Origin of the sequence: Photorhabdus sp. RM71S (genome assembly GCF_042879355.1) — a bacterium.
In the GTDB taxonomy this organism is placed as follows: domain Bacteria; phylum Pseudomonadota; class Gammaproteobacteria; order Enterobacterales; family Enterobacteriaceae; genus Photorhabdus; species Photorhabdus kayaii.
In genome coordinates, this window is sequence record NZ_JBHFKV010000017.1 from 1 (window position 1) to 21376 (window position 21376).

Consider the following 21376-nt stretch of genomic DNA (forward strand, 5'->3'; position numbering starts at 1 on the left):
TGTGTTAGGAGGGCTAATCGCTTATTGTTTCAAAGAGAACAAACCGTCACTGAATATCTCCCGCTCAGAAATGGACATATTAGTGACGGCTTAACCAGAACTCAGGTTAATCAGTCTCAAGGCAAGCTGATAACCGTCAAAAAACTTATCCCAAAAGTCCATCCGTAAATAAAGCTAATAAAAAAATTAATCAATTCTGCATTTCTAAATTTCTAAGCAGTTACAAAGCCAAAATATTGTGAATACCTTAGCAGTATGGTAACCAACGGTAGTAAGCGATATTAACTTGAATTTCCTGAGTCTCAGGGAGAAATTACATGAAGGGGACACTTAACACAGCGCCAGGTCAATAAGCTGGCCTGCATACGCAGGCCTATTTTCACTTGATCCCGTGCAAAACATTTTCTGTCTGGAGAGAAAGGGGCGAAAATTGACCCGCTCTCAGTTCTGTCAGTGCATAGAGGAGACGTCCCATCCTACCATTACCATCAGTGAAACCGTGAAAACCGACGACAGCAGCAAAGAGCTGTTTCCCAATCTGGGGATCTTCCTTATCCAATGTCTCTAAATGATGTGCCAGCATTGCTGCACCGCCTACACTGGAAGGAAGGCTCCCACCGCTAATTGCTGGACCACGATAATCACGCTCTATGTTTGGAACCAGTCTATGATGAAGCTCCTTAAGAACTTGGCTATCAGTGAGATCTTTTCCATTATGGGTATACTCCTTGAGTAGCGCGGTGAAGTTACTCCATTCGTTCCCCTTTGAACTGGATGCCTTAAGGATCCAGGCGGCAGCGCGGTCAACATTATCAGTTAGCTTATTTGGGTTATAAGACTCTTCAGGAAGAATTTCTGCATAAATGCCCTGATTAAGATCTTGGCCTCTTATTACTTCTTGATGATGTTGAGCTGCCAGCAAGTGCTTCTCTTCCATCATCAAAACTGGCTCAAGACTGGCAACAGCATTAGCAGCCGAAGGTTGCTTACGCAATTGTTCAAGACTGACAAACTCCTGCTTAGGGGCAACCAATTTGTTGGTCAATTGAGCTGTTGCCTGATGTCCCATCAGATCCTGTAATTTTTTACCGGTTTCTGTATTTTGTAGCGACTCTGACATAGTACGCTGTAGCAAAAGCGTATGTTCAGCCAACATGTCTTCTGTCATTTTATGTGTATCTACTGTTCTTAATTTCTCTAGTACTTGTTCTAGTGTCCGTAAACTGCCATCCTTAAACAACATACGAGCATGGCTAACCGAATCAGTGCTCTGTAGACGCTGCTGTTGCGCCCCTTCGGTAGAAAAGAGGGTTTTAGTCACCTCTTTAGCCACTGAGGCACTACTGCCATGCAAGAAAAATTTACTTACCCCCTCAAAGAAACGGGCAAGTTGATTGCTTTTTGGATGCGTACGCAAAACCTGTTGCAGGTCTGCATTAATATGGTATTCATGGCCAGCAATTTGCAATTTACCTTCGTTACGAACCTGCTCTTGTATTTGTGATGAGGCATGTTGTAATGCGGTAAGATTTTTAAATTCGATCATAAATTATTCTCCTGTCATAAGACGACGGCAAGGTATTTTTCTGTGATAGTGACGATGGAAATGTATTTGCCCAAGTAATAAATTCAGACAATTCATGTTCCAACTTATTGGCCGTTAGATGTAGCAAGGGTAATATTCTATACGCAACGACCCCAAGCTCTTGATGCCAACCAACGCTAGGTAACTGATTATTTAATGGATTAAGTGCTATATTGAGCAAATAACGAAGAGTGTCAGCATCGGCTGAATCTGGAAGTACCATATCTATCTGGCCAATAATGACTAAATATTCTTCTTGGCGACGCAAAATAACAGGCATAGCGTTATCGATGAGTAAGAAGCAATTTCCCTCTTCATCAAAAGAGAGTCCATTCATACCCAATTTGGCTGCCAGTTCGGTCATTAATATATTAGTGAGATAATCATTCATAGTGGAGAAAGGAAACCCAATCATTTTGATGATAGGATTTTAAGCTTTCAGCAATATGATGGCTGTCAGATCTAGTCTATCTTTTGTATATTGGCAACCAATATTAAGCAGTTATATACCCGTTATCTTTCAAGTTGCCTCTTTGTTGGCTGCACTCACTCACCCCAGTCACATAGTTAGCTATGCTCCTGGGGATTCGCTCCCTTGCCGTCGCGATGCATCTTGAAATCCATAGGGTATAACAGCTTTACCATAGATAAATGCAAAATTGACAATCGAATCAATTCCATAGACTAGATAATATTTAGGCGCCAACTTTTCAGAGGTATCCTTTCGTGGAGAAATTGCGCTGGGGGGCTTCTTAATCGCGCGTCAAACTCGTTTTTTATATAAATTTATAATCAAATCAAAGCGCTCACCAAACGGCCAGCGCTTTGTCAATAATCTGAGGGGCTTTTCACCCCCCTTTATTAGACCTATAATCCTGTGGTCTGGCTGAAAGCAGCCTTCAACGCCGCTACCAATTCATCATTTTGTGATTGGGTCAACGGCTTACCTTTATCACTAATAAACTGTAAGCTGCTCCGGTTATTCAAATCACCAACCTGTAATTTGTAATCACCTTCACTAATGGATGGTTCATTAACACCCATTGATTTCCAACTAGATGAACTGAGGCTTTTATAAGTTACAGTAATAGAACCCGTTGAACGGCTGCGGCTACCCACTTTCATACCTACTTTTTCCAGTGCTGCCGGTAATCTATCCCAAACAATATTATATGGTGCCCGAACAATCATCTGAGGTAATCCAGATGTATCACCACCACTCTGTACGTCCAATGAACCTAGATTACGCGCCACAGAGTCATCGCTAATACGTTCACGCTGCTGATTTACACCTTCAATTAATTCATTGAGCATCAGTGCGTTATAACGTTGGATTTCAAAAGGATCAGTTATCTGATGATCACCTTGTCTCAGCCCTTCATTAGTCACGGATAATTCAATCTGATAGCTCTGGCGTGCAACACTAATACGATGACGAGTCTGATATGGAACATTTTCATCTGCTCGCGGCCAATCGATCCAATCGGTTGTCAATGTCTGGCTAGCATCATCACGTTGGCTAACTTGGAAACCTTTTTTCAATAGCACATTGTTAATCTGTGACCACAGATGACTATTCTCAGGAGTGCTTTCAAGTAGCAACTTACTGCTCTTTACACTGTTTTCAGTACGGGAACCACTCAATAGGGCTAGCGCCTGAGATGGCGGGCGAATATCAAGCGCTTTCCCAACCTGCCCTTTAGAGGCTATTGCTGGAATATCATATTCACCATTCTGCAATGGCAATACCATACCCGCAGGAACTTTCAACGCCTTCCGGGGAGGTGTTTCAAGATATGTCTCATCATCATTGACTTGGCGCTTATAGCTCTGGTCGCTGGAACAAGCTGCCAATAATATGACAAGTGACATACCAGCAACCTTCATCACCTTCGATTTTTGCAACAATATTGCCATTAAAATTCCCTAAATTTTACAATAATCCGGCCATTTTCAAGGCTTTTTCAACTGAGACTTTTCCTGCATCCGTCAATGGCGTCATCGGCAGACGCACGGTGTCATCAGCAATCAAACCCAATTTGTGACATCCCCATTTAACTGGAATCGGGTTAGGTTCAACAAATAGCTGACGGTGTAAATCCATCAGACGGTTATTTAACTTACGCGCCTCTGCAAACTGGCCGTTTAATGCCAATTCACAAAACTTAGCAACATCAGGCGCTGCAATGTTTGCAGTAACAGAAATAACCCCTTTGCCACCAAGCTGAATAAAATCCAACCCACTTGTATCATCACCACTCAATAAGATGAAACTATCATCATTAACCAATTCTTGGATTTGACTAACGCGATTTAAGTTCCCTGTAGCTTCTTTAATTGCGACAATATTTTTAATCTTCGCCAAACGCGCTACAGTTGATGGCAGCAGATCACACCCGGTACGAGAAGGCACATTATACAAAATTTGTGGTAAATCCGTATTTTCAGCAATCGTTTTAAAATGCTGATATAAACCTTCCTGCGACGGCTTATTATAATAAGGCGTTACCGTTAGGCAACCAACAACGCCACTGTTTTCAAAACGTTTCGTTAGGGATATTGCCTCAGCAGTCGCATTTGCACCTGTTCCGGCAATAACCGGAATACGCCCATCAGCCAATTCTACGGTTGTCAAAACAACATCACCGTGTTCATCATGACTCAATGTAGCAGATTCTCCGGTTGTCCCTACCGAGACTATCGCTGATGTCCCACTAGCAACATGGTAATCGATTAACTTTTTCAGACTGGCCTTATCAACCTGACCACTCGCATCCATTGGTGTTACCAGCGCAACAATGCTACCTGTAAATTCAAATCTCCCGCTAGACATTACATAACCCCCTATACAAACAAGAACTCCATGGTACTTTTTAGTCATTCAGAAGGAAACTATTTAACACAGGATTTCAATGAATTTTGTTAATACCAGATAACCTCTGTTAAAAAGAAGTGATAACCAAAGTAATTTATTGAAATTCAATGATAGAGAATGGGAATACAATAGAGCAACTTTGATGCAATTGACCTTGGCAGCATAGCCTTTTTATGTTTACCTTAACGAAACCACAGCAGAGAAGGAAAAGTGACTTTGCCACAATCAGAACAACATTTTCTCGTTATAACCGCTTTAGGCGCTGACCGTTCTGGTATCGTCAACACCATTACTCGTCTTGTGAGTAAGTGTGGTTGTAACATTGAAGACAGCCGATTAGCCATGTTTGGCGAGGAATTCACCTTCATTATGCTACTTTCCGGTAGTTGGAACGCTATCACAATGATTGAATCCTCACTGCCACAGAAAGGGGCCGAGCTCGATCTTCTTATTGTAATGAAACGCACAAAGTGCGATACCCACACAACATTTCCTTCCACGGTTTCCGTTAAGGTTGATGTTGATGATTCATCCGGTATTGTTGAGCAGTTTACCAATCTGTTTACTACACAGGATTTTAATATTGCTGAACTGGTATCAAAAACACATCCACCAGAAGGCGATATCCCTGCTCGGTTGCAGATCCAGATTACCGCCCACAGCCTAGAGGATGACGGCATAATTATTAAGCAGGCGTTTAATAAGTTATGTACAGATCTAAATGCACAAGGCAGTATTAGTATTCTTGAACCACTTTAGTTGAAAGATTAAACGGAGAATACGGGATGAACCCATTGAAAGCCGGTGATAAGGCCCCTCAGTTCAGCCTTCCTGACCAAGATGGAGAAACAATCAATTTATCTGATTTCGAAGGCCAGCGTGTTTTAGTCTATTTTTACCCTAAAGCAATGACTCCTGGTTGTACTGTACAAGCCTGTGGTCTGCGCGATGAAATGGATACATTAAAGGAATCAGGTGTTGAAGTGCTAGGCATTAGCACAGATAACCCAAGTAAATTGTCACGCTTTGTGGAGAAAGAAATGCTGAACTTCACATTGTTGTCCGACGAGGATCACCAAGTTGCTGAACAGTTTGGTGTCTGGGGCAAGAAACAATTTATGGGAAAAACCTACGATGGTATCCACCGTATCAGTTTCCTGATTGATACCAACGGTAATATCGAGTACGTTTTTGATAAATTTAAGACCAGTGATCACCACCAAATCGTGGTGGATTATCTGAAACTGCACCCTTAAATAGAAAATGACTCAAAATTTAATCACGCTCATTTAACAGCTCAAGATGCCAGGGGCAAGTACGGGAGGGATATCACCAACCCGTGCTTCCTCTAATAACGGGTACCCGCATCATTAAAAATAAATTTACTCTTTTATTTCATCGTCTTCTATTATAACTATATCTTCCGGCCAGGCTTGGATCACCGCTTTAATCAGCGTCGCCAGCGGAATAGCAAAAAATACGCCCCAAAATCCCCACAAACCACCAAAAGTAATCACAGAAAGAATGATTACCAACGGGTGCAAGTTTACGGCTTCAGAGAATAAAATCGGCACCAGCAAGTTACCATCCAGCCCCTGAACAACCAAATAGGCAATAATCAAAGTCCAGAAATCTGTTCCGACTCCCCATTGAAATAGCGCAACCAGTACAACAGGAATCGTGACAATCAACGCACCCACATAAGGAATTAACACTGACAGCCCAACCAAAACAGAAAGCAGCAATGAATAATCCAATCCAAGAAATGCAAACACCGCGTAGGTACAAATACCGACGATCACCATCTCGGTGACTTTACCCCGAATATAGTTAGTGATTTGCTGGTTCATCTCGCGCCATACCTGCCCGGCCAAAATGCGGTTACGTGGCAGGACCCGTTGCAATGCTTGCAACATCTGGTTTTTATCTTTTAGCAAGAAGAAGGCCATCAGTGGCACAAGAATCAGATAGATAGCCAGCGTTAACAAACCAATCAGTGAAGCCACCGAAAATTTCACTACAGACTCTCCAGCAGTTGAAATCTTACTGCGCAAATTTTCGGCCATCATATCAATGATGCCAGCATCAACCAAAGCCGGATAACGGGCTGGTAATGTCTGGGCATATTCATTAAACCGATTAAGCATATTGGGTATATCTGACAACAGATTAATTCCCTGCTGCCATACAGTTGGCGCCACAATCAAGATGACCAACAAACTAATACTGGAAAAAATAATCAGCACAATACAAACAGCCACTGTGCGCGAACATCCCAGTCTTTCAAGTTTAGCCGTTGGCCATTCCAACAAATAGGCAAGAACAATCGCCACCAGCAAAGGTGTCAAAATGCCATGTAAGAAATAAATAATGCAAAACCCTGCCAACAAGATAACAAATAACGCAATAACTTGCGGATCAGTAAACCGACGGCGATACCACTGTATAATCATATCCAGCATTGACCAGGCTCCTTGATAGCAATATTCATATTTCTATTTTTCTTAAAAATTGATTAATTTTTAAGGTACCCTTGTTTATCATACACGCATTATCTAAAACGATGGTCAAATGAGAGCATTTTTGTTTTATGAAAATAATGTCTAATCAATCTCTGACAGCAATATTAATCAGTACATTATTGCTAACAAGCTCCCCTGTTCTCAGCGCCTCCATTGAAGATTCATTGCCGGATATCGGTACCACGGCAGGTTCAATCCTGAGCATCAATCAGGAACTGGCAATGGGCGATTTCTACGCTCGCCAAATGCGTGACAACGCTCCGCTGATTTATGACCCATTATTGACACAATACATTAATGCCCTTGGACAAAGGCTAGTGGCTCATGCAGACTCAGTTAAAACGCCTTTCCATTTCTATCTGATTGATAACCCGAATATCAACGCTTATGCTTTCTTTGGCGGTAATGTAGTACTCCATGCTGCACTTTTTCGTTATAGTCGTAATGAAAGCGAGCTTGCCTCCGTAATGGCTCACGAAATTTCCCACGTTACTCAACGCCACCTGGCGCGAATGATGGAAGATCAGCAACGTACAGCACCGCTAGCCTGGGCAGGTACGTTGGGTTCTATTCTTTTGCTAATGGCTAGCCCACAAGCAGGGATGGCAGCCCTCAGCGGCACTATTGCCGGTATACAACAAGGTATGATCAGTTTTACTCAATCCAATGAACAAGAAGCTGATCGTATTGGCATGCAGACATTACGTAAAGCTGGCTTTGATCCTCAAGGTATGCCAGATTTTATGCAAATCATGGTAGATCAAACCCGTTACAGTTCTAAGCCACCAGAAATGCTACTCACCCACCCGTTACCTGACAGCCGCCTTGCTGATGCACGTAACCGCGCTAATCAATACCCGGCCCAGAACATTCCACAATCTCAAGATTTTCTGTTCGCCAGAGTTCGTGTTATGGGCATGTACACCACCGAGCAACGCGACTATCTTAAGCAAATTTTAGAAAATTATCGGAGAGGCACAGCTAAAGAGCAACTTGCCGCCGCTTATGGCCGAGCAATCTTGCTTTCTCAAGATAAAAAATACACTGAGGCACGGGCTATTCTAGAACCACTGTTAGCAAAACAACCGGATAATGTCTGGTACATTGACACAATGACTGATATCGACATTGAACAGAACCGAATTGCTCAGGCTATCACCCGGTTACAGAACGCTTTGCAGAAACAAAAGGACAATTTGGTATTGCAAATCAATCTCGCTAATGCACTTATTCACGCAAAACAATATCAACAGGCTTTAAAACTGCTCCATCGCTATACATTCAATAATCCAGATGATCCCAACGGTTGGCGCCTGATAGCCGAAGCTGCCGCCAAACAAGGAAAACGCCATGAAGAATTATCAGCGCATGCTGAAGAAATGGCACTTCGCGGTCAGTTTGGCAATGCCATCAAATACCTCAGTAGTGCCAGCGCACTGGTAAAATTAGGTAGTTACGATCAAGCACGTTATGATGCTCGTATCGATCAATTACGCCAGCTACAACAGCGTTACAGTCAATACAAACGTTAAGGAATTCTCATGCAACAGGTGACAATTTATCATAATCCCCGCTGCTCAAAAAGCCGTGAAACTTTGGCACTTATTGAAGAACGAGGAATTAAGCCACAGATTATTCTTTATCTGGAGGTTCCTCTCACTGTAGAGCAATTATCCGTTCTGCTAGAACAGCTTGGTTTTCATGATGCACGCCAATTGATGAGAACAAAAGAAGATCTATACAAGGAGTTGAATTTGGCTGATGAAAAACTTACTCAGCATGATTTACTGAAAACGATAATTGCCAACCCTAAACTGATTGAACGCCCAATCGTGGTTTGCGGTGATAAAGCCAGACTTGGGCGCCCACCGGAAAAAGTAAAAGAAATTCTTAATTGATTAAGAATAGATATGATGATGGTGACACCACCATCATCTTCAAAGGTGCAAAATATCCTTCACAAATGGAATCGTCAGCTTGCGCTGGGCCACTATCGAAGCGTGATCTAACTGATTCAATGCCATAAACAGAGTCCGCATTTCTCTGTCTAATCTTTTCAATAAAAAGCGCCCTACATCTTCTGGCAATTCAAAGCCGCGTAACTTCGCTCGCAATTGCAAGGCTTGTAATTTCTCATCATCAGAAAGCGGTTGTAATTTATAAATTTGCCCCCAATCCAGACGAGAAGCCAAATCAGGTAACTTAAGATTAATCTGGCGAGGTGGGCGATCGCCGCTAATAAGCAAACATGTGCGACCGATCTCCAGGATGCGATTATAAAGATTGAAAATTGCCATTTCCCACTCTTCATCACCAGCAATACTCTCAATATTATCAATACAAACCAGTGATAAGTGTTCCATGCCATCAAGCACCTCAGGGATAAAATAGGCACGTTTATCCAGCGGAACATAGCCCACAGCTTCATCTTTCAGGGACAACTCAGCACAGGCGGCATGCAACAAATGACTTCGGCCCCCACTGTCACGGGACCAGAAATAAATATAGCTGCCATGCGGCTGATTAATGGCCAATTTGATTGCAGCTAACAGGGTGGCATTTTCCCCCGGAAAGAAACTGGCAAAAGTTTCATCATCGGGAAGATACAAAGGTAACGAAAGCTGCGATGGTGTGTTCAGAAGCACCTCAAACAGAGCTGGTAATAAACGCCAACAAGTTTATCACAGAAAATAGTTGTAAATGAACTGTATAGGTAAAGAATAAAAAAACTATTTTTAGGATTCAATAAGTTAAATCCATTTCAGCCCCAGAAGAGCATAATATTTCGTCATAACACAGAACAGCCCGCAACCACTTGTAAAATAATAGTTTAATCGAACGACTTAAAAACTACCCTAATGATGAAAATCAGCGGATATTTATGTAATATTTTTAGGCACCAGAACTAACTCCATCTCATCGGCAAGGTCTTTAAGTTTTTCGTTAACTTCTTTAGAAGTAGCTGCTGGCTCAGATTCAATAGACACACTCAAATCGCCTTCTTTTACTCGATCCCCAAAAATTATTATCGCTTTGCCACCGTGCTGCTTAGAAGACCATCGAATTGCTTGAGCATCAGGATTATCATGATAAATTTGGGCTGCCCATCTCCGAGTAATATGATAATCCGATGCTTCTGATTCTACTAGCTGGCACTGAATAATTCCCCACTTCTTCAGTATTCGTGGATTGATATCCACATACTTGATATTTTTTCTCGGAATAATTTGGCTACGCACTAAGTCATCTAGTTTACCAAGATAAACAGGTATACCGGAGCAATTCAATGGAATATCATGTAAAATCGTCTCCATAATAGCTACTCCTATATTTTCACCACCATAGATTGTCGGAATGAAAATTCCATTATTTTTGAACGGGCTAAAACGAGCATTGCCAATGCCAGGATTAAATTCAATCCCTTTAAACTTAATTCTATGAATACGTTCATAGGTGTACCAGCTTTCCACTTTTGAACCTTAACTCCTGTATTCTCTGGAGGAAATGGTATATTTTCTTGAAGCTCCTTTTCATCATCAACCATGACGTGGCCCTTCAACTTCTTCTTTGGCTGCCATATAAACATCATCAAGTTGAGTTAATAAAAGATCCTTTGGCTTTTTATTACTGAGCCAACTATTTGGTGTACCAAACCAAATAGCTATTGACCAGGGCGTTTTGTTCTTAAACAGCTCAATAACGTTTTTTATCACAGGTAACGGCTGGCCGCCTTCGTCTAGAGCATACAACGGGAATAGATCTTTACCATTAATGGGCAATGCGAATATTTTTTTCGACTTTTTCAACCGATTTGCCGCAGCGCTGGAATTAATCGATTTAGATCCGGTTAATCTGCTAAGTTCACTTGCAGTTAGCCACTTTGAATCAGTAAGGATCTGATTTTTTAATTTTTCGAGGCGTGCTTCATTACGGTAAGCAAATTCACTTTCAGATGGTTCAGTCACCAAAGGCAAATGTTTGTGCTTATTGAATGTAGTGACAGCAGTTACCGCGCTAGCTATTGCAAGCTTAATATCATAATAATCAATTGATCTTGGCAATTTCACGACAACATATTGATCTGCCTCATCAACGGGAATATCAGACAAATTGATATGCTTAGCAACATCCTTATTGTTTGACAACTCAATGGTATCCATTGAAAGAAAGTTAAAGCTGACATGCTTCGACTTAGTTTGGGATTTAGTAATCATACTGCCTCCATATTGTATCTACTTGAGTTCGTATTTTGCATATATTAGTTATATGGATGATATGGCGTATTTATGAAAAAGGCAAAGATTAACGATCCATAGCCGATAACCATACAAGGTATAAACAAGCACTCACCCTCATTCCATAAGTGAGAAATCTCGCTGCAACGTCCTACATAACTTGACATTTTCACACTATGTACAATCCAAACGAAGATCACATTCTATCGCTATTCCTTAAACTATTCTTGATTAATATGCGAACAAAATCGCAACATATTTAACATAAGTTGCTAGTCTTAATAAAAAGTGAAAGCTCTCATCAACCACTTATCCCATAAGAAACGATATAACAAACTGGAGATTGAACAATGAAAAAAATCCTATTGTGTTGTGCTGCCGGTATGTCCACCAGCATGCTGGTACAACGCATGCAGGCAGAAGTGATAAAACGGGCATTGGACATCGAGATCAAGGCTGTTCCCACGGTTGAATTAGAACACATGATAGCCGACGCTGACGTTGTTTTATTCGGCCCACAGGTGAGGTATCAATTGGCCCATTTTTCCGCTATCGCCAAACCACTTGGTAAACCAATAGACGTTATTGACATGATGGATTATGGCACTCTTCGTGGTGATAAGGTTCTCGATAAGGCATTAAGCCTGTTGGAATAAGCAATTTCATCATCACGCGGAGTACCCTCATGAGTCTCTATACCTCTTTTATGCGTGTTTTAGAAAACCACATTATCCCGTTTGCCGGGCGAATCGGTAACCAGCGGCATATTACAGCAATGCGTGACGGCTTTATCTCAGCCATGCCATTTTTGATCATCGGCAGCATAATGTTAATTGTGGCAAACCCACCCTTCGATTTACAGACTGCATCCTCATTCGGCCAAGCTTGGTTGTCCTTTGCCAAAACTCACTGGGACACCATCACAATGCCTTACTTTATGACGATGGGATTAATGAGTGTCTTTGTTTCGGTCGGTACCGCCTACAGTTTAGCTAAATCCTACGGTCTGGACGGGTTAACTTCGGCTTTACTGTCACTAATGGCGTTTTTGCTAGCAGCAGCACCACAAATAGAAAACAAAATAGCACTCGATTTCCTCGGTGGCGCAGGTGTATTTACCGCATTAATTTGCGCTATCTGGTCAGTTGAACTAACGCGTTTACTAAAAAAATATAACATTACCATCAGAATGCCAACACAAGTGCCACCAGCAATCGCCCGTTCTTTTGAACTTCTGTACCCAGTCATAGGTATCTTGCTGACAGTTTATCCCGCCAGCTTGCTATTACAGAGTGAATTCAATCTACTTATTCCCGCAGCCATAATGCAGATGTTCCACCCACTCATTTCCGTCGGTGATACTCTACCTGCCATTATATTGGCACTACTCATTGCTAACCTACTGTGGTTTGCCGGTATTCATGGCGCTAATATTGTCACTGGCTTGATGGCCCCTATTTTTATGGCAAATATTGCTGCCAATGCAACATTAATGGCTCAAGGTACTGCTACAACACACATTTTTACTGACCCTTACTGGTCGTTTTATATCTGTATTGGTGGCTCTGGTTCTACACTGGTTCTGGCGATTCTTTATCTGCGCAGCCGTTCTATGCATTTGCGTACTATCGGAAAACTGAGCGTGGTTCCGTCCATATTCAATATTAACGAACCACTACTGTTTGGCTCACCGATTGTGATGAATCCAACCTTATTCATTCCATTACTGGTTGTGCCATTGGTCAATGCAGTATTGTCCTACAGCGTCCTGCATCTTGACCTGGTGCATAAAATGGTCGCTATTTCGCCCTGGACTACACCGGCGCCATTCGGCGCAATGATTTCCGCCGCCTGGGATTATCGTGCGGCAGTGCTAGTGATCATACTCACGATAATCGACCTCTTTATCTGGTATCCCTTCTTCAAAATTTTTGAAAAACAGTTGGTCAACGAAGAAGATAAACAGCGAGAAAACACAGCATCCACCGGTGTAGAAACTCAATCCCAACCCTAATTTTCGGAGGATTTACACATGGATTTAGAAAAAACTATTGTAGAACTGCTGGTTCATGCCGGAAGCGCACGCAGTCATGCACTAATGGCATTACAACATGCCAGAAATGGTGACTTTCAAACAGCACAAACACTGATGGCAGAATCCCAACAGGCAATCAAAGAAGCACACACGATTCAAACTACCCTCATCGGATTGGATGAAGGCTGCGGTAAATTACCTGTCAATCTCATCACCGTCCATGCGCAAGATCATTTAATGAACGCAATGGTTATTCAAGATCTTGCCAGCGATATGATTGAACTCTATCGTCGAATACCATCGCAAGAGGAAAAGGTATGAAACGAATCAAAATAGCCGTTATTGGTGGCGGTAGCAGCTACACACCTGAATTAGTCGAAGGGCTTATTCAACACCAAAAAAATATTCCACTATCTGAACTGGCATTGGTTGACATTGACGGTGGAAAACAGAAAGTAGAAATTATCGCCGCGCTTACTCGCCGTATGTTAGCTCGTCACGGCATGGAACACGTTATTGTCAGCGTCCATTTCACACCAGATAACGCCATTCGCGGTGCCAATTTTATTTTAACTCAACTGCGTGTCGGCCAGCTTCCGGCTCGCGCTGCGGACGAGCGTCTGGGGCTAAAATATGGCTTGATCGGTCAGGAAACTACCGGCGTAGGCGGCTTTGCCAAAGCATTACGTACCATCCCCGTTTTGCTGGATATTGCCCATAAAGTTGAAAAACTTGCACCAGACGCATGGATTATTAACTTCACCAATCCAGCCGGGATCGTTACCGAAGCGATTTCCCGCTATAGCAAAGCAAAAATTATCGGCCTATGTAATGTCCCGGTCACAATGCACCACATGATAGCTAATATGCTACAACGCCCTTATCAGGATGTGCAGTTACGCTTTGCCGGGCTGAATCATATGGTCTGGGTACATCAAGTACTGGTTGCAGGTCAGGATAAAACTCAACAGGTACTTGATATGCTATGCAATGGCGCAGTCTTAACCATGAATAATATTCAAGAGGCGCCCTGGCCTCCACCACTGCTCAAGGCTCTAGGCGCAATCCCCTGCCCTTATCACCGCTACTTCTACCAAGCCCGCAATATGTTACAGGAAGAGCGCGAGGCTGCGTTCGAACAAGGCACACGAGCAGAACAGGTCATGAAAGTAGAACAGGAACTATTTGAACTGTATGCTGATCCAGAACTCGATCACAAGCCAGAACAACTCAGTTTCCGCGGTGGTGCATTCTATTCTGAGGTTGCATTGGATCTGATTTGCGCCATTCATAACAATCTCGATAGCCAATTGGTAGTCAATACCACAAATCACGGTGCTATTCGAGGTTTACCGGACGATGCTGTCATTGAAACCAACTGTATTATTAATGCAGAAGGCGCCCACCCGCTGACGTTCGGCCGCCTACCTGACAGTATGTATGCTCTGACACAACAGATAAAAACCTATGAACGCTTAACGATCAAAGCAGCGATTCATGGTGATCGCAATGCTGCACTATTGGCACTGATCACCAACCCACTGGTTGCCGATATAGACATTGCTTCACCACTATTGGATGACGTATTAACAATAAACCGTGATTATCTACCGCAATTTCAATGAATAAGCGGTACCTGATTAGTTAATTTGAAATCAGAACAAGCATAAAATTAAAGCGATATCTGTTACTTCTGACTAATAGATATCGCTAACTAACTTTGTAACCTCTTTTTTTTTGCGGCGCCGCACGCATTTATCTTTCACATTAAGTTTGAATAAGAGATTTTGTATTATACTGCGCTGAAATCAATTGATTGAAGAATATTGAAAATAACAGTTTCAACACATTGAAATTTTGAGAAATTCTATGCCTTTTAAAATAGAAAACCTGGGATATGGCGAAGCCCATATCGCAGATTTTATGGTGTCTGGCGTGGAATATACCTTGATTATAATGGAGATTATTTCAAAGAGAGATTCTTCTGTCGTTTTGCCTGAAAATTACAGCTTCGATATAAATAATTTTTTTGAAGTTTCATTTGATGCAAAAAACAATTTATACCCTATTGATTTCAAGATGCATCGCGACGGCAAGGGAGTGAATCCCCGGGAGCATAGCAAACTATGTGACCGGGGTGAGCGAGTGCAGCCAACAAAGAGGCAACTTGAAAGATGACGGGTATAAACAATAACACGCTATTTGAGAGGCATCCTACAAATAACCATAATCAGATGATAGAGATTATGTACACAGTTGAAAGGCTGATTAATGAGCACTATAATGCGGTCAGCCCTAGTGGATACATTTTACTAGCTGCGGATGAGCGACTGAACAGAGTCTATAAGCGGTATATTAATCGATTTGTGACACAAAACGGCTTTACCATGATAGATAAGTTAGATCCAAACGGGAGGGGTTATGTCATACATATCGAACAAGCTGAAAAAGAAAAGCTTGAACTCGAAAAAGCGGTAGCTAAAAAAGCTGAACGAATGAGATCTGCTTACAGCGCCCTAAAAAAATCCGAAAGAGAGGGTACTATTCAGTATCTCAATGGAAAACGAAACTGGTACGTAGTCCGATAAACTTTAAAGGGAGCTTTTCGCTCCTTTTTTACTCCACAATAAACAAATCTGATACCCTAGATAATGACTTCCTTTTGTATCTACTTAGTAGATACTCATACGGTTATAATGTTACTTACTAGACATGAAGAGACATTTATGGAGGCATAGATATGCGCACTCAAGCAGTTTTGCAAAAATGGGGAAACAGTATTGCTCTGCGATTATCGGGAAATCTGAAAAAGATACCTAATTTTGAAGCAGGTGATATCGTAAACATTAATATCAGTGAAGAAGGATTAATTATTCAAAAAGCCGTCAAGAAACGATTAACCGAGTCTGATTTATTAAATGGCTTATCCGCTTATACTGCGCATGCTGATGAACTGGCAGCTCCGAATCACAAGGAACTCAATTACTGATGTTTGTTCTTAAACGTGGAGATATTTGCTGGCTTGATTTCGAACCAACAAAAGGCAAAGAAATTGGCAAATATCGCCCAACACTCATATTATCGCATGAAACCTATAACCGACTAACTGGATTAGTTATCTGTTGTCCTATTAGCACCAGTATAAGAGGAGCACCTACAGAAGTACCTGTCACTAATCTGGAACAACCTTGCATAGTAGCAACAACTTTGATCCAAACTCTAGATTGGCGGCAATGCAAAGTGAAATTCATCACTGAGTCAGAACCTGGACTTCACGATGAAGTTCTGCTAAAACTCATTCTTCTCATTGGTGGCGAACATTTGCTTTCCTGCCTCTCTTACGAATAAAATAATGACCATCATCCCCACCTTTTCATAATGAAAACTACTCAAAGCGGGCAAATCAGCCCAAGTTTATTGCCCTATTATTTACCGTGCTTAACAGATTCAACGGAAGATTCAATATATCGTTCTTCGGGACGGAAAACCGTGACCAGACGGAAAATCAAACTCATACTGATACCTACGATCGTTGCCAGCGCCATGCCTTTAAGTTCAGCAACACCGATATTAATTTTCGCCCCACTGACGCCGATGATAAGAATCACGGAAGTCAGGATAAGATTTTGTGCTTTGTTGTAATCTACTTTTGAATCAATCAGCACTCGAATACCTGATGCGCCAATAACGCCATAAAGCAACAGCGAGACACCTCCCATGACCGGAACTGGTACGGCCTGAATTGCTGCCGCCAATTTACCGACGCAGGAGAGCAAAATCGCCAGCACCGCGGCACCGCCAATAACCCAGGTGCTGTAAACTTTGGTAATTGCCATGACACCAATATTCTCGCCATAAGTCGTATTTGGCGTTGAACCAAAGAAACCGGAAATCACGGTTGAAAAACCATTTGCAAACATAGAACGGTGCAAACCCGGCTCTTTTAGCAAATCTTTCTTCACAATATTCGCCGTCACAACTAAATGACCAACATGTTCAGCTATGACAACCAGCGCCGCAGGCAAGATAGTCATAATAGCGAACCATTCAAAACGTGGTGTATAAAAAGTTGGCAATGCAAACCACGGCGCTTCACGTACCGGCGTCAGATCAACTACGCCCATTAGGAACGCCAACGCATAACCTACCAACACGCCAATGAGAATCGGGATGATAGCCAAGAATCCACGGAACATAACTGAACCAAGAACGGTTACCGCCAGTGTTACCAGAGAAATGGTCAATGTTGTTGAATCAACATCGGCACTTTCCGCCGGACGCAAACCCGCCATATCAGCCGCAACACCGGCAAGTTCCAGACCGATAACAGCAACAATCGCCCCCATTGCCGCAGGTGGAAACAGCGCATTAATCCAACTTCGCCCTGCCACCTTAACCATCAGTGAAACCAGACAAAACAGCACGCCACATATAATAAAACCACCCAAGGCTAATTCATATCCCAGAGGCAACAACAATAAGACCGGTGAAATAAAAGCAAAGCTCGATCCCAAATACGCCGGAACCTTTCCTTTGCAAATCACCAGATACAACAATGTACCGATACCATTAAATAGCAGAACTGTCGCCGGGTTGATTTTAAACAAAATCGGCACCAATACCGTCGCACCAAACATAGCAAAAAGATGTTGGAAGCTGAGTGGAATGGTCTGTAAAAAAGGAGGCCGCTCATCTACTCCAATAGTGCGACGGGTCATCTTATTTATCCTCTTAATATTATCGCGTCAGAACCAAAAAAAGCCGACTCAAAAGTCGGCTAACTTATTATTTCGTACCAAATATTTTATCGCCTGCATCCCCCAAGCCAGGCACAATGTATCCCTGTTCATTGAGTCTCTCATCAATAGAAGCTGTATACAGTTCCACATCAGGATGGGCTTTTTCCAGCGCGGCAATACCTTCAGGAGCAGCCACCAAAACTAGCACTTTAATCGACTGGCAGCCTGCTTTTTTCAGTAAATCGATAGTTGCAATCATGGAACCACCGGTTGCCAACATGGGGTCAACCAACAGCGCCATACGTTCATCAATATTGGAAGCCAATTTCTGAAAATAAGGGACAGGTTCTAAGGTTTCTTCATTACGATAAACCCCTACGACGCTGATCCGGGCACTGGGAACATTCTCCAATACACCATCCATCATCCCCAATCCCGCACGCAAAATAGGTACGACAGTTATTTTTTTACCTTTAATCTGCTCAACTACCACCGGACCACACCAGCCATCAATAGTGACTTTTTCTGTTTCTAAATCAGCGGTTGCTTCATAAGTCAGAAGGCTTCCAATTTCTGCGGCCAGTTCACGAAAGCGTTTGGTGCTGATATCATGCGCTCGCATCAGGCCGAGTTTATGTTTAACAAGTGGGTGATTCACCTCAACGATCTTCATGGACCTCTCCTACTGTATGTCATGTCGCCAGCAGACAAAAAAACGGCGAGATTATACCGCCTTTTACCCATAACACCACCACCAATCCGTTGATTTTCATCAAACATAGCCCTAATTACCGAGAACAGAAATCCGAAACAAGAGTCTCGCAAACGTTTGCTTAGACTGTTAGAATTGCTACTATTCTGTCTTAATTTATCAAACGCAACCGCCTTGGGGGCTTCGAGTGACCAACAAAACCTCTCTCAGTTATAAAGATGCCGGTGTCGATATCGACGCCGGTAATGCCTTAGTCAACCGCATTAAAGGTGTTGTAAAACAGACCCGTCGTCCAGAAGTTATGGGCGGTTTAGGTGGGTTTGGCGCTTTATGTGCATTACCACAAAAATACCGCGAGCCAATTCTGGTTTCTGGTACTGATGGTGTCGGCACCAAGTTGCGTCTGGCAATGGATCTCAAACGTCATGACACTATCGGCATTGACTTAGTTGCAATGTGTGTCAATGACCTGGTTGTTCAAGGTGCAGAACCCCTGTTTTTCCTTGATTACTATGCAACCGGGAAACTGGATGTTGATACGGCTGCCAGCGTTATCAGCGGTATCGCAGAAGGCTGTCAATTATCCGGCTGTGCTCTGGTTGGTGGTGAAACCGCAGAAATGCCGGGGATGTACCACGGTGAAGATTATGATGTTGCCGGCTTCTGCGTCGGCGTGGTTGAAAAATCAGAAATCATTGATGGCAGTAAAGTTCAGGCGGGTGATGCCTTGATTGCCCTCGCCGCCAGTGGCCCTCACTCAAACGGCTATTCTCTGATACGCAAAATTCTGGCCGTCAACAACACCGATCCAGAAGCAACAGAGCTTGAAGGTAAATCATTGGCAGATCACCTACTCGCCCCGACAAAAATTTATGTGAAATCCCTTTTATCCTTGATTGAACAGGTTGATATTCACGCTATTGCTCATCTAACCGGTGGCGGTTTCTGGGAAAATATTCCGCGTGTTCTGCCTGAAAATACCCAAGCACAGATTAACGAATCCAGTTGGCAATGGCCGGCCATATTTAGCTGGCTGCAACAGACAGGCAATGTCAGCCGTCATGAAATGTACCGTACATTCAACTGTGGTGTTGGAATGGTGATTGCATTACCACCAACAGCCGTTGAACACGCGATTGAATTACTCACTGCTGCCGGTGAAAAAGCCTGGCAAATCGGCACTATCGCGACACTGAAAGAGGGTGAACAACAGGTTATCATTAAATGAAAAATATCGTTGTACTCATCTCTGGCAGCGGCAGCAATCTCCAGGCGGTGATTGACGCCTGCCAGCAGAACAGAATCAATGGGCAGGTTTGCGCGGTATTGAGTAATACCGCAAATGCTTACGGTCTGTTACGCGCTAAACAGGCAGATATTCCCACCCATGTCATTAGCCCGAAAAACTATGTAGATCGTCAGGCTTATGATGAAGCGCTAAAACACGTGATTGATCAGTATCAACCAGACTTGCTGGTCCTCGCGGGTTATATGCGTATTCTGACGCCAGATTTTGTTCAGCACTATCTTGGCCGGCTGTTAAATATTCATCCTTCTCTGTTACCCAAATATCCTGGTCTGCATACTCACCGCAAAGCGATAGCAAATGGAGATACAGAACACGGCACTTCCGTCCATTTTGTAACAGAAGAGTTGGATGGCGGCCCGGTGATCTTGCAAGCTAAAGTTCCTATTTTTGCCGGAGATCAGGAAAATGAGGTTGTTAAACGGGTTCAGACTCAGGAACACAACATCTATCCATTAGTTATCAACTGGTTTATCGAAGGGCGCCTAAATATGGTTAATGGCAAAGCGTATCTGGATGGAAAGATCCTCCCTCCAGAAGGCTATGCCGCAGAATAATCTATTATTAACGACTAATTACAGTGCTGTGGTAACATATCCAGCACTGCGAACTATTATTAATTATACCCTATGGATTTCAAGATGCATCGCGACGGCAAGGGAGAGAATCCCCGGGAGCATAGGTAACTATGTGACTGGGGTGAGCGAGCGCAACCAACAAAGAGGCAACTTGAAAGATGACGGGTATATGCTCCTTTTTTATTAAAAACACTGAGGTGTCAAATGTCTGGTGGTTCTCATACTCCACCTGTTAGGTTACGCCCCCTTGAGCGGGAAGATCTGCCTTTTATCCATCAATTAGATAACAATGCTAGCGTCATGCGTTACTGGTTCGAAGAACCTTATGAAGCTTTCGTTGAACTGTGCGATCTCTATGACAAACATATTCACGACCAGAGCGAGCGCCGGTTTATTATCGCAAGTTCTGACGCCAAAGTGGGTTTGGTTGAATTAGTCGAAATCGACTATATCCACCGCCGGTCAGAATTTCAGATTATTATCGATCCCGCCTATCAGGGCCAAGGCCATGCAACCAAAGCGGCAAAACTGGCAATGGAATATGCATTTTCCGTACTTAATCTGTATAAACTCTACCTGATTGTTGATAAAGAGAATGTTAAAGCCATTCACATCTATAATAAACTAGGTTTCTATACTGAGGGCGAATTAATAGATGAATTCTTTATTAATGGCAGTTACCGCACAGCCATTCGCATGTGCGTTTTCCAACATCAATATTTTGCATCTAAGGAAGATGAAAAAATGAGTCAACAGCTACTGCCGATAAGATAGCGACAAACGACGCCC

The 21376-nt window shown here is 42.8% G+C and carries 25 protein-coding genes; 15 read left to right on the plus strand and 10 right to left on the minus strand.

The window, feature by feature from the left end; genetic code table 11:
• Positions 1–379: 379 nt before the first annotated feature.
• The 4 genes from ACGF5R_RS10965 to dapA form a co-directional block, all read right to left on the minus strand.
• Positions 380–1546, minus strand: coding sequence for a VopS family T3SS effector adenosine monophosphate-protein transferase (locus tag ACGF5R_RS10965; RefSeq protein WP_112877694.1), 1167 nt, complete (start codon positions 1544–1546; stop codon positions 380–382).
• Positions 1533–1976 (minus strand): type III secretion system chaperone, encoded by a 444-nt coding sequence (locus ACGF5R_RS10970; RefSeq protein ID WP_158537769.1) that lies wholly within the window; start codon positions 1974–1976, stop codon positions 1533–1535. Before ACGF5R_RS10970 ends, ACGF5R_RS10965 begins: the two co-directional genes overlap by 14 nt.
• Before the next feature lie 476 nt (positions 1977–2452).
• Entirely contained in the window at positions 2453–3502 is a 1050-nt protein-coding gene (gene bamC / locus ACGF5R_RS10975; protein WP_387690851.1) for an outer membrane protein assembly factor BamC, read from the minus strand.
• A gap of 16 nt (positions 3503–3518) precedes the next feature.
• Positions 3519–4418 (minus strand): 4-hydroxy-tetrahydrodipicolinate synthase, encoded by a 900-nt coding sequence (gene dapA, locus ACGF5R_RS10980; protein WP_112877700.1) that lies wholly within the window; start codon positions 4416–4418, stop codon positions 3519–3521.
• A gap of 258 nt (positions 4419–4676) precedes the next feature.
• On the opposite strand from dapA, the gene ACGF5R_RS10985 reads away from it, so the two are divergent.
• A complete protein-coding gene (locus ACGF5R_RS10985; RefSeq protein WP_387690853.1) occupies positions 4677–5219 on the plus strand; it encodes a glycine cleavage system transcriptional repressor in 543 nt (180 codons plus the stop codon).
• Between the two features lie 26 nt (positions 5220–5245).
• A complete protein-coding gene (gene bcp, locus ACGF5R_RS10990) occupies positions 5246–5716 on the plus strand; it encodes a thioredoxin-dependent thiol peroxidase (protein WP_112877704.1) in 471 nt (156 codons plus the stop codon).
• A 126-nt stretch (positions 5717–5842) separates the two neighbouring features.
• Here the strand turns inward: bcp and ACGF5R_RS10995 are convergent, their stop codons facing one another.
• Positions 5843–6922 (minus strand): AI-2E family transporter, encoded by a 1080-nt coding sequence (locus tag ACGF5R_RS10995; RefSeq protein ID WP_112877706.1) that lies wholly within the window; start codon positions 6920–6922, stop codon positions 5843–5845.
• Between the two features lie 128 nt (positions 6923–7050).
• Between ACGF5R_RS10995 and ACGF5R_RS11000 the strand changes: the two genes are divergently transcribed.
• Together ACGF5R_RS11000 and arsC are read left to right on the plus strand one after the other, a co-directional pair.
• On the plus strand, positions 7051–8514 hold the full coding sequence (locus tag ACGF5R_RS11000; protein ID WP_387690855.1) for a M48 family metalloprotease: 1464 nt from the start codon (positions 7051–7053) through the stop codon (positions 8512–8514).
• 9 nt (positions 8515–8523) lie between these two features.
• Positions 8524–8880: an arsenate reductase (glutaredoxin) gene (gene arsC, locus ACGF5R_RS11005; protein WP_112877710.1), complete on the plus strand. Its 357-nt coding sequence runs from the start codon at positions 8524–8526 to the stop codon at positions 8878–8880.
• Between the two features lie 39 nt (positions 8881–8919).
• On the opposite strand, the gene hda is transcribed toward arsC, so the two are convergent.
• The 3 genes from hda to ACGF5R_RS11020 form a co-directional block, all read right to left on the minus strand.
• Complete coding sequence (gene hda, locus ACGF5R_RS11010; protein WP_011146972.1) at positions 8920–9627, minus strand: DnaA inactivator Hda; 708 nt, start codon at positions 9625–9627, stop codon at positions 8920–8922.
• A gap of 234 nt (positions 9628–9861) precedes the next feature.
• Entirely contained in the window at positions 9862–10452 is a 591-nt protein-coding gene (locus ACGF5R_RS11015) for an RES family NAD+ phosphorylase (protein ID WP_262979936.1), read from the minus strand.
• Positions 10453–10518: 66 nt separating this feature from the next.
• Positions 10519–11196: a DUF2384 domain-containing protein gene (locus ACGF5R_RS11020; RefSeq protein WP_112877712.1), complete on the minus strand. Its 678-nt coding sequence runs from the start codon at positions 11194–11196 to the stop codon at positions 10519–10521.
• Between the two features lie 371 nt (positions 11197–11567).
• Between ACGF5R_RS11020 and ACGF5R_RS11025 the strand changes: the two genes are divergently transcribed.
• The 8 genes from ACGF5R_RS11025 (at position 11568) to ACGF5R_RS11060 (ending at position 16600) form a co-directional block, all read left to right on the plus strand.
• Positions 11568–11873: a PTS sugar transporter subunit IIB gene (locus ACGF5R_RS11025; protein ID WP_387690857.1), complete on the plus strand. Its 306-nt coding sequence runs from the start codon at positions 11568–11570 to the stop codon at positions 11871–11873.
• A 29-nt stretch (positions 11874–11902) separates the two neighbouring features.
• Positions 11903–13231, plus strand: coding sequence for a PTS sugar transporter subunit IIC (locus tag ACGF5R_RS11030; protein WP_112877716.1), 1329 nt, complete (start codon positions 11903–11905; stop codon positions 13229–13231).
• 18 nt (positions 13232–13249) lie between these two features.
• Positions 13250–13573, plus strand: a complete 324-nt coding sequence (locus ACGF5R_RS11035) for a PTS lactose/cellobiose transporter subunit IIA (protein WP_387690859.1) — start codon at positions 13250–13252, stop codon at positions 13571–13573.
• Positions 13570–14877 carry a 6-phospho-beta-glucosidase gene (locus ACGF5R_RS11040; protein WP_112877719.1) on the plus strand — a complete coding sequence of 436 codons (1308 nt, stop codon included), beginning with the start codon at positions 13570–13572 and terminating at the stop codon, positions 14875–14877. Before ACGF5R_RS11035 ends, ACGF5R_RS11040 begins: the two co-directional genes overlap by 4 nt.
• Before the next feature lie 244 nt (positions 14878–15121).
• On the plus strand, positions 15122–15430 hold the full coding sequence (locus ACGF5R_RS11045; protein ID WP_387690861.1) for a hypothetical protein: 309 nt from the start codon (positions 15122–15124) through the stop codon (positions 15428–15430).
• The gene (locus ACGF5R_RS11050) at positions 15427–15840 is read left to right on the plus strand and encodes a hypothetical protein (protein ID WP_387690862.1); all 414 of its coding nucleotides are present in this window, start codon (positions 15427–15429) and stop codon (positions 15838–15840) included. Before ACGF5R_RS11045 ends, ACGF5R_RS11050 begins: the two co-directional genes overlap by 4 nt.
• 152 nt (positions 15841–15992) lie before the next feature.
• Positions 15993–16241 carry a transcriptional regulator gene (locus ACGF5R_RS11055; protein WP_112877721.1) on the plus strand — a complete coding sequence of 83 codons (249 nt, stop codon included), beginning with the start codon at positions 15993–15995 and terminating at the stop codon, positions 16239–16241.
• A complete protein-coding gene (locus ACGF5R_RS11060) occupies positions 16241–16600 on the plus strand; it encodes a type II toxin-antitoxin system PemK/MazF family toxin (protein WP_112877722.1) in 360 nt (119 codons plus the stop codon). The genes ACGF5R_RS11055 and ACGF5R_RS11060 overlap by 1 nt, the downstream gene beginning before the upstream one ends.
• Positions 16601–16677: 77 nt before the next feature.
• Here the strand turns inward: ACGF5R_RS11060 and uraA are convergent, their stop codons facing one another.
• Together uraA and upp are read right to left on the minus strand one after the other, a co-directional pair.
• The gene (uraA, locus tag ACGF5R_RS11065) at positions 16678–17970 is read right to left on the minus strand and encodes a uracil permease (protein WP_112877723.1); all 1293 of its coding nucleotides are present in this window, start codon (positions 17968–17970) and stop codon (positions 16678–16680) included.
• Between the two features lie 67 nt (positions 17971–18037).
• The gene (gene upp / locus ACGF5R_RS11070; protein ID WP_011146979.1) at positions 18038–18664 is read right to left on the minus strand and encodes a uracil phosphoribosyltransferase; all 627 of its coding nucleotides are present in this window, start codon (positions 18662–18664) and stop codon (positions 18038–18040) included.
• A 226-nt stretch (positions 18665–18890) separates the two neighbouring features.
• Between upp and purM the strand changes: the two genes are divergently transcribed.
• The 3 genes from purM to speG all read left to right on the plus strand — a co-directional run bounded on the left by purM (position 18891) and on the right by speG (position 21361).
• The gene (gene purM, locus ACGF5R_RS11075) at positions 18891–19931 is read left to right on the plus strand and encodes a phosphoribosylformylglycinamidine cyclo-ligase (protein WP_387690864.1); all 1041 of its coding nucleotides are present in this window, start codon (positions 18891–18893) and stop codon (positions 19929–19931) included.
• Complete coding sequence (gene purN, locus ACGF5R_RS11080; protein WP_112877725.1) at positions 19928–20566, plus strand: phosphoribosylglycinamide formyltransferase; 639 nt, start codon at positions 19928–19930, stop codon at positions 20564–20566. Before purM ends, purN begins: the two co-directional genes overlap by 4 nt.
• 225 nt (positions 20567–20791) lie before the next feature.
• Positions 20792–21361, plus strand: a complete 570-nt coding sequence (gene speG / locus ACGF5R_RS11085; protein ID WP_262979930.1) for a spermidine N1-acetyltransferase — start codon at positions 20792–20794, stop codon at positions 21359–21361.
• Positions 21362–21376: the final 15 nt, after the last annotated feature.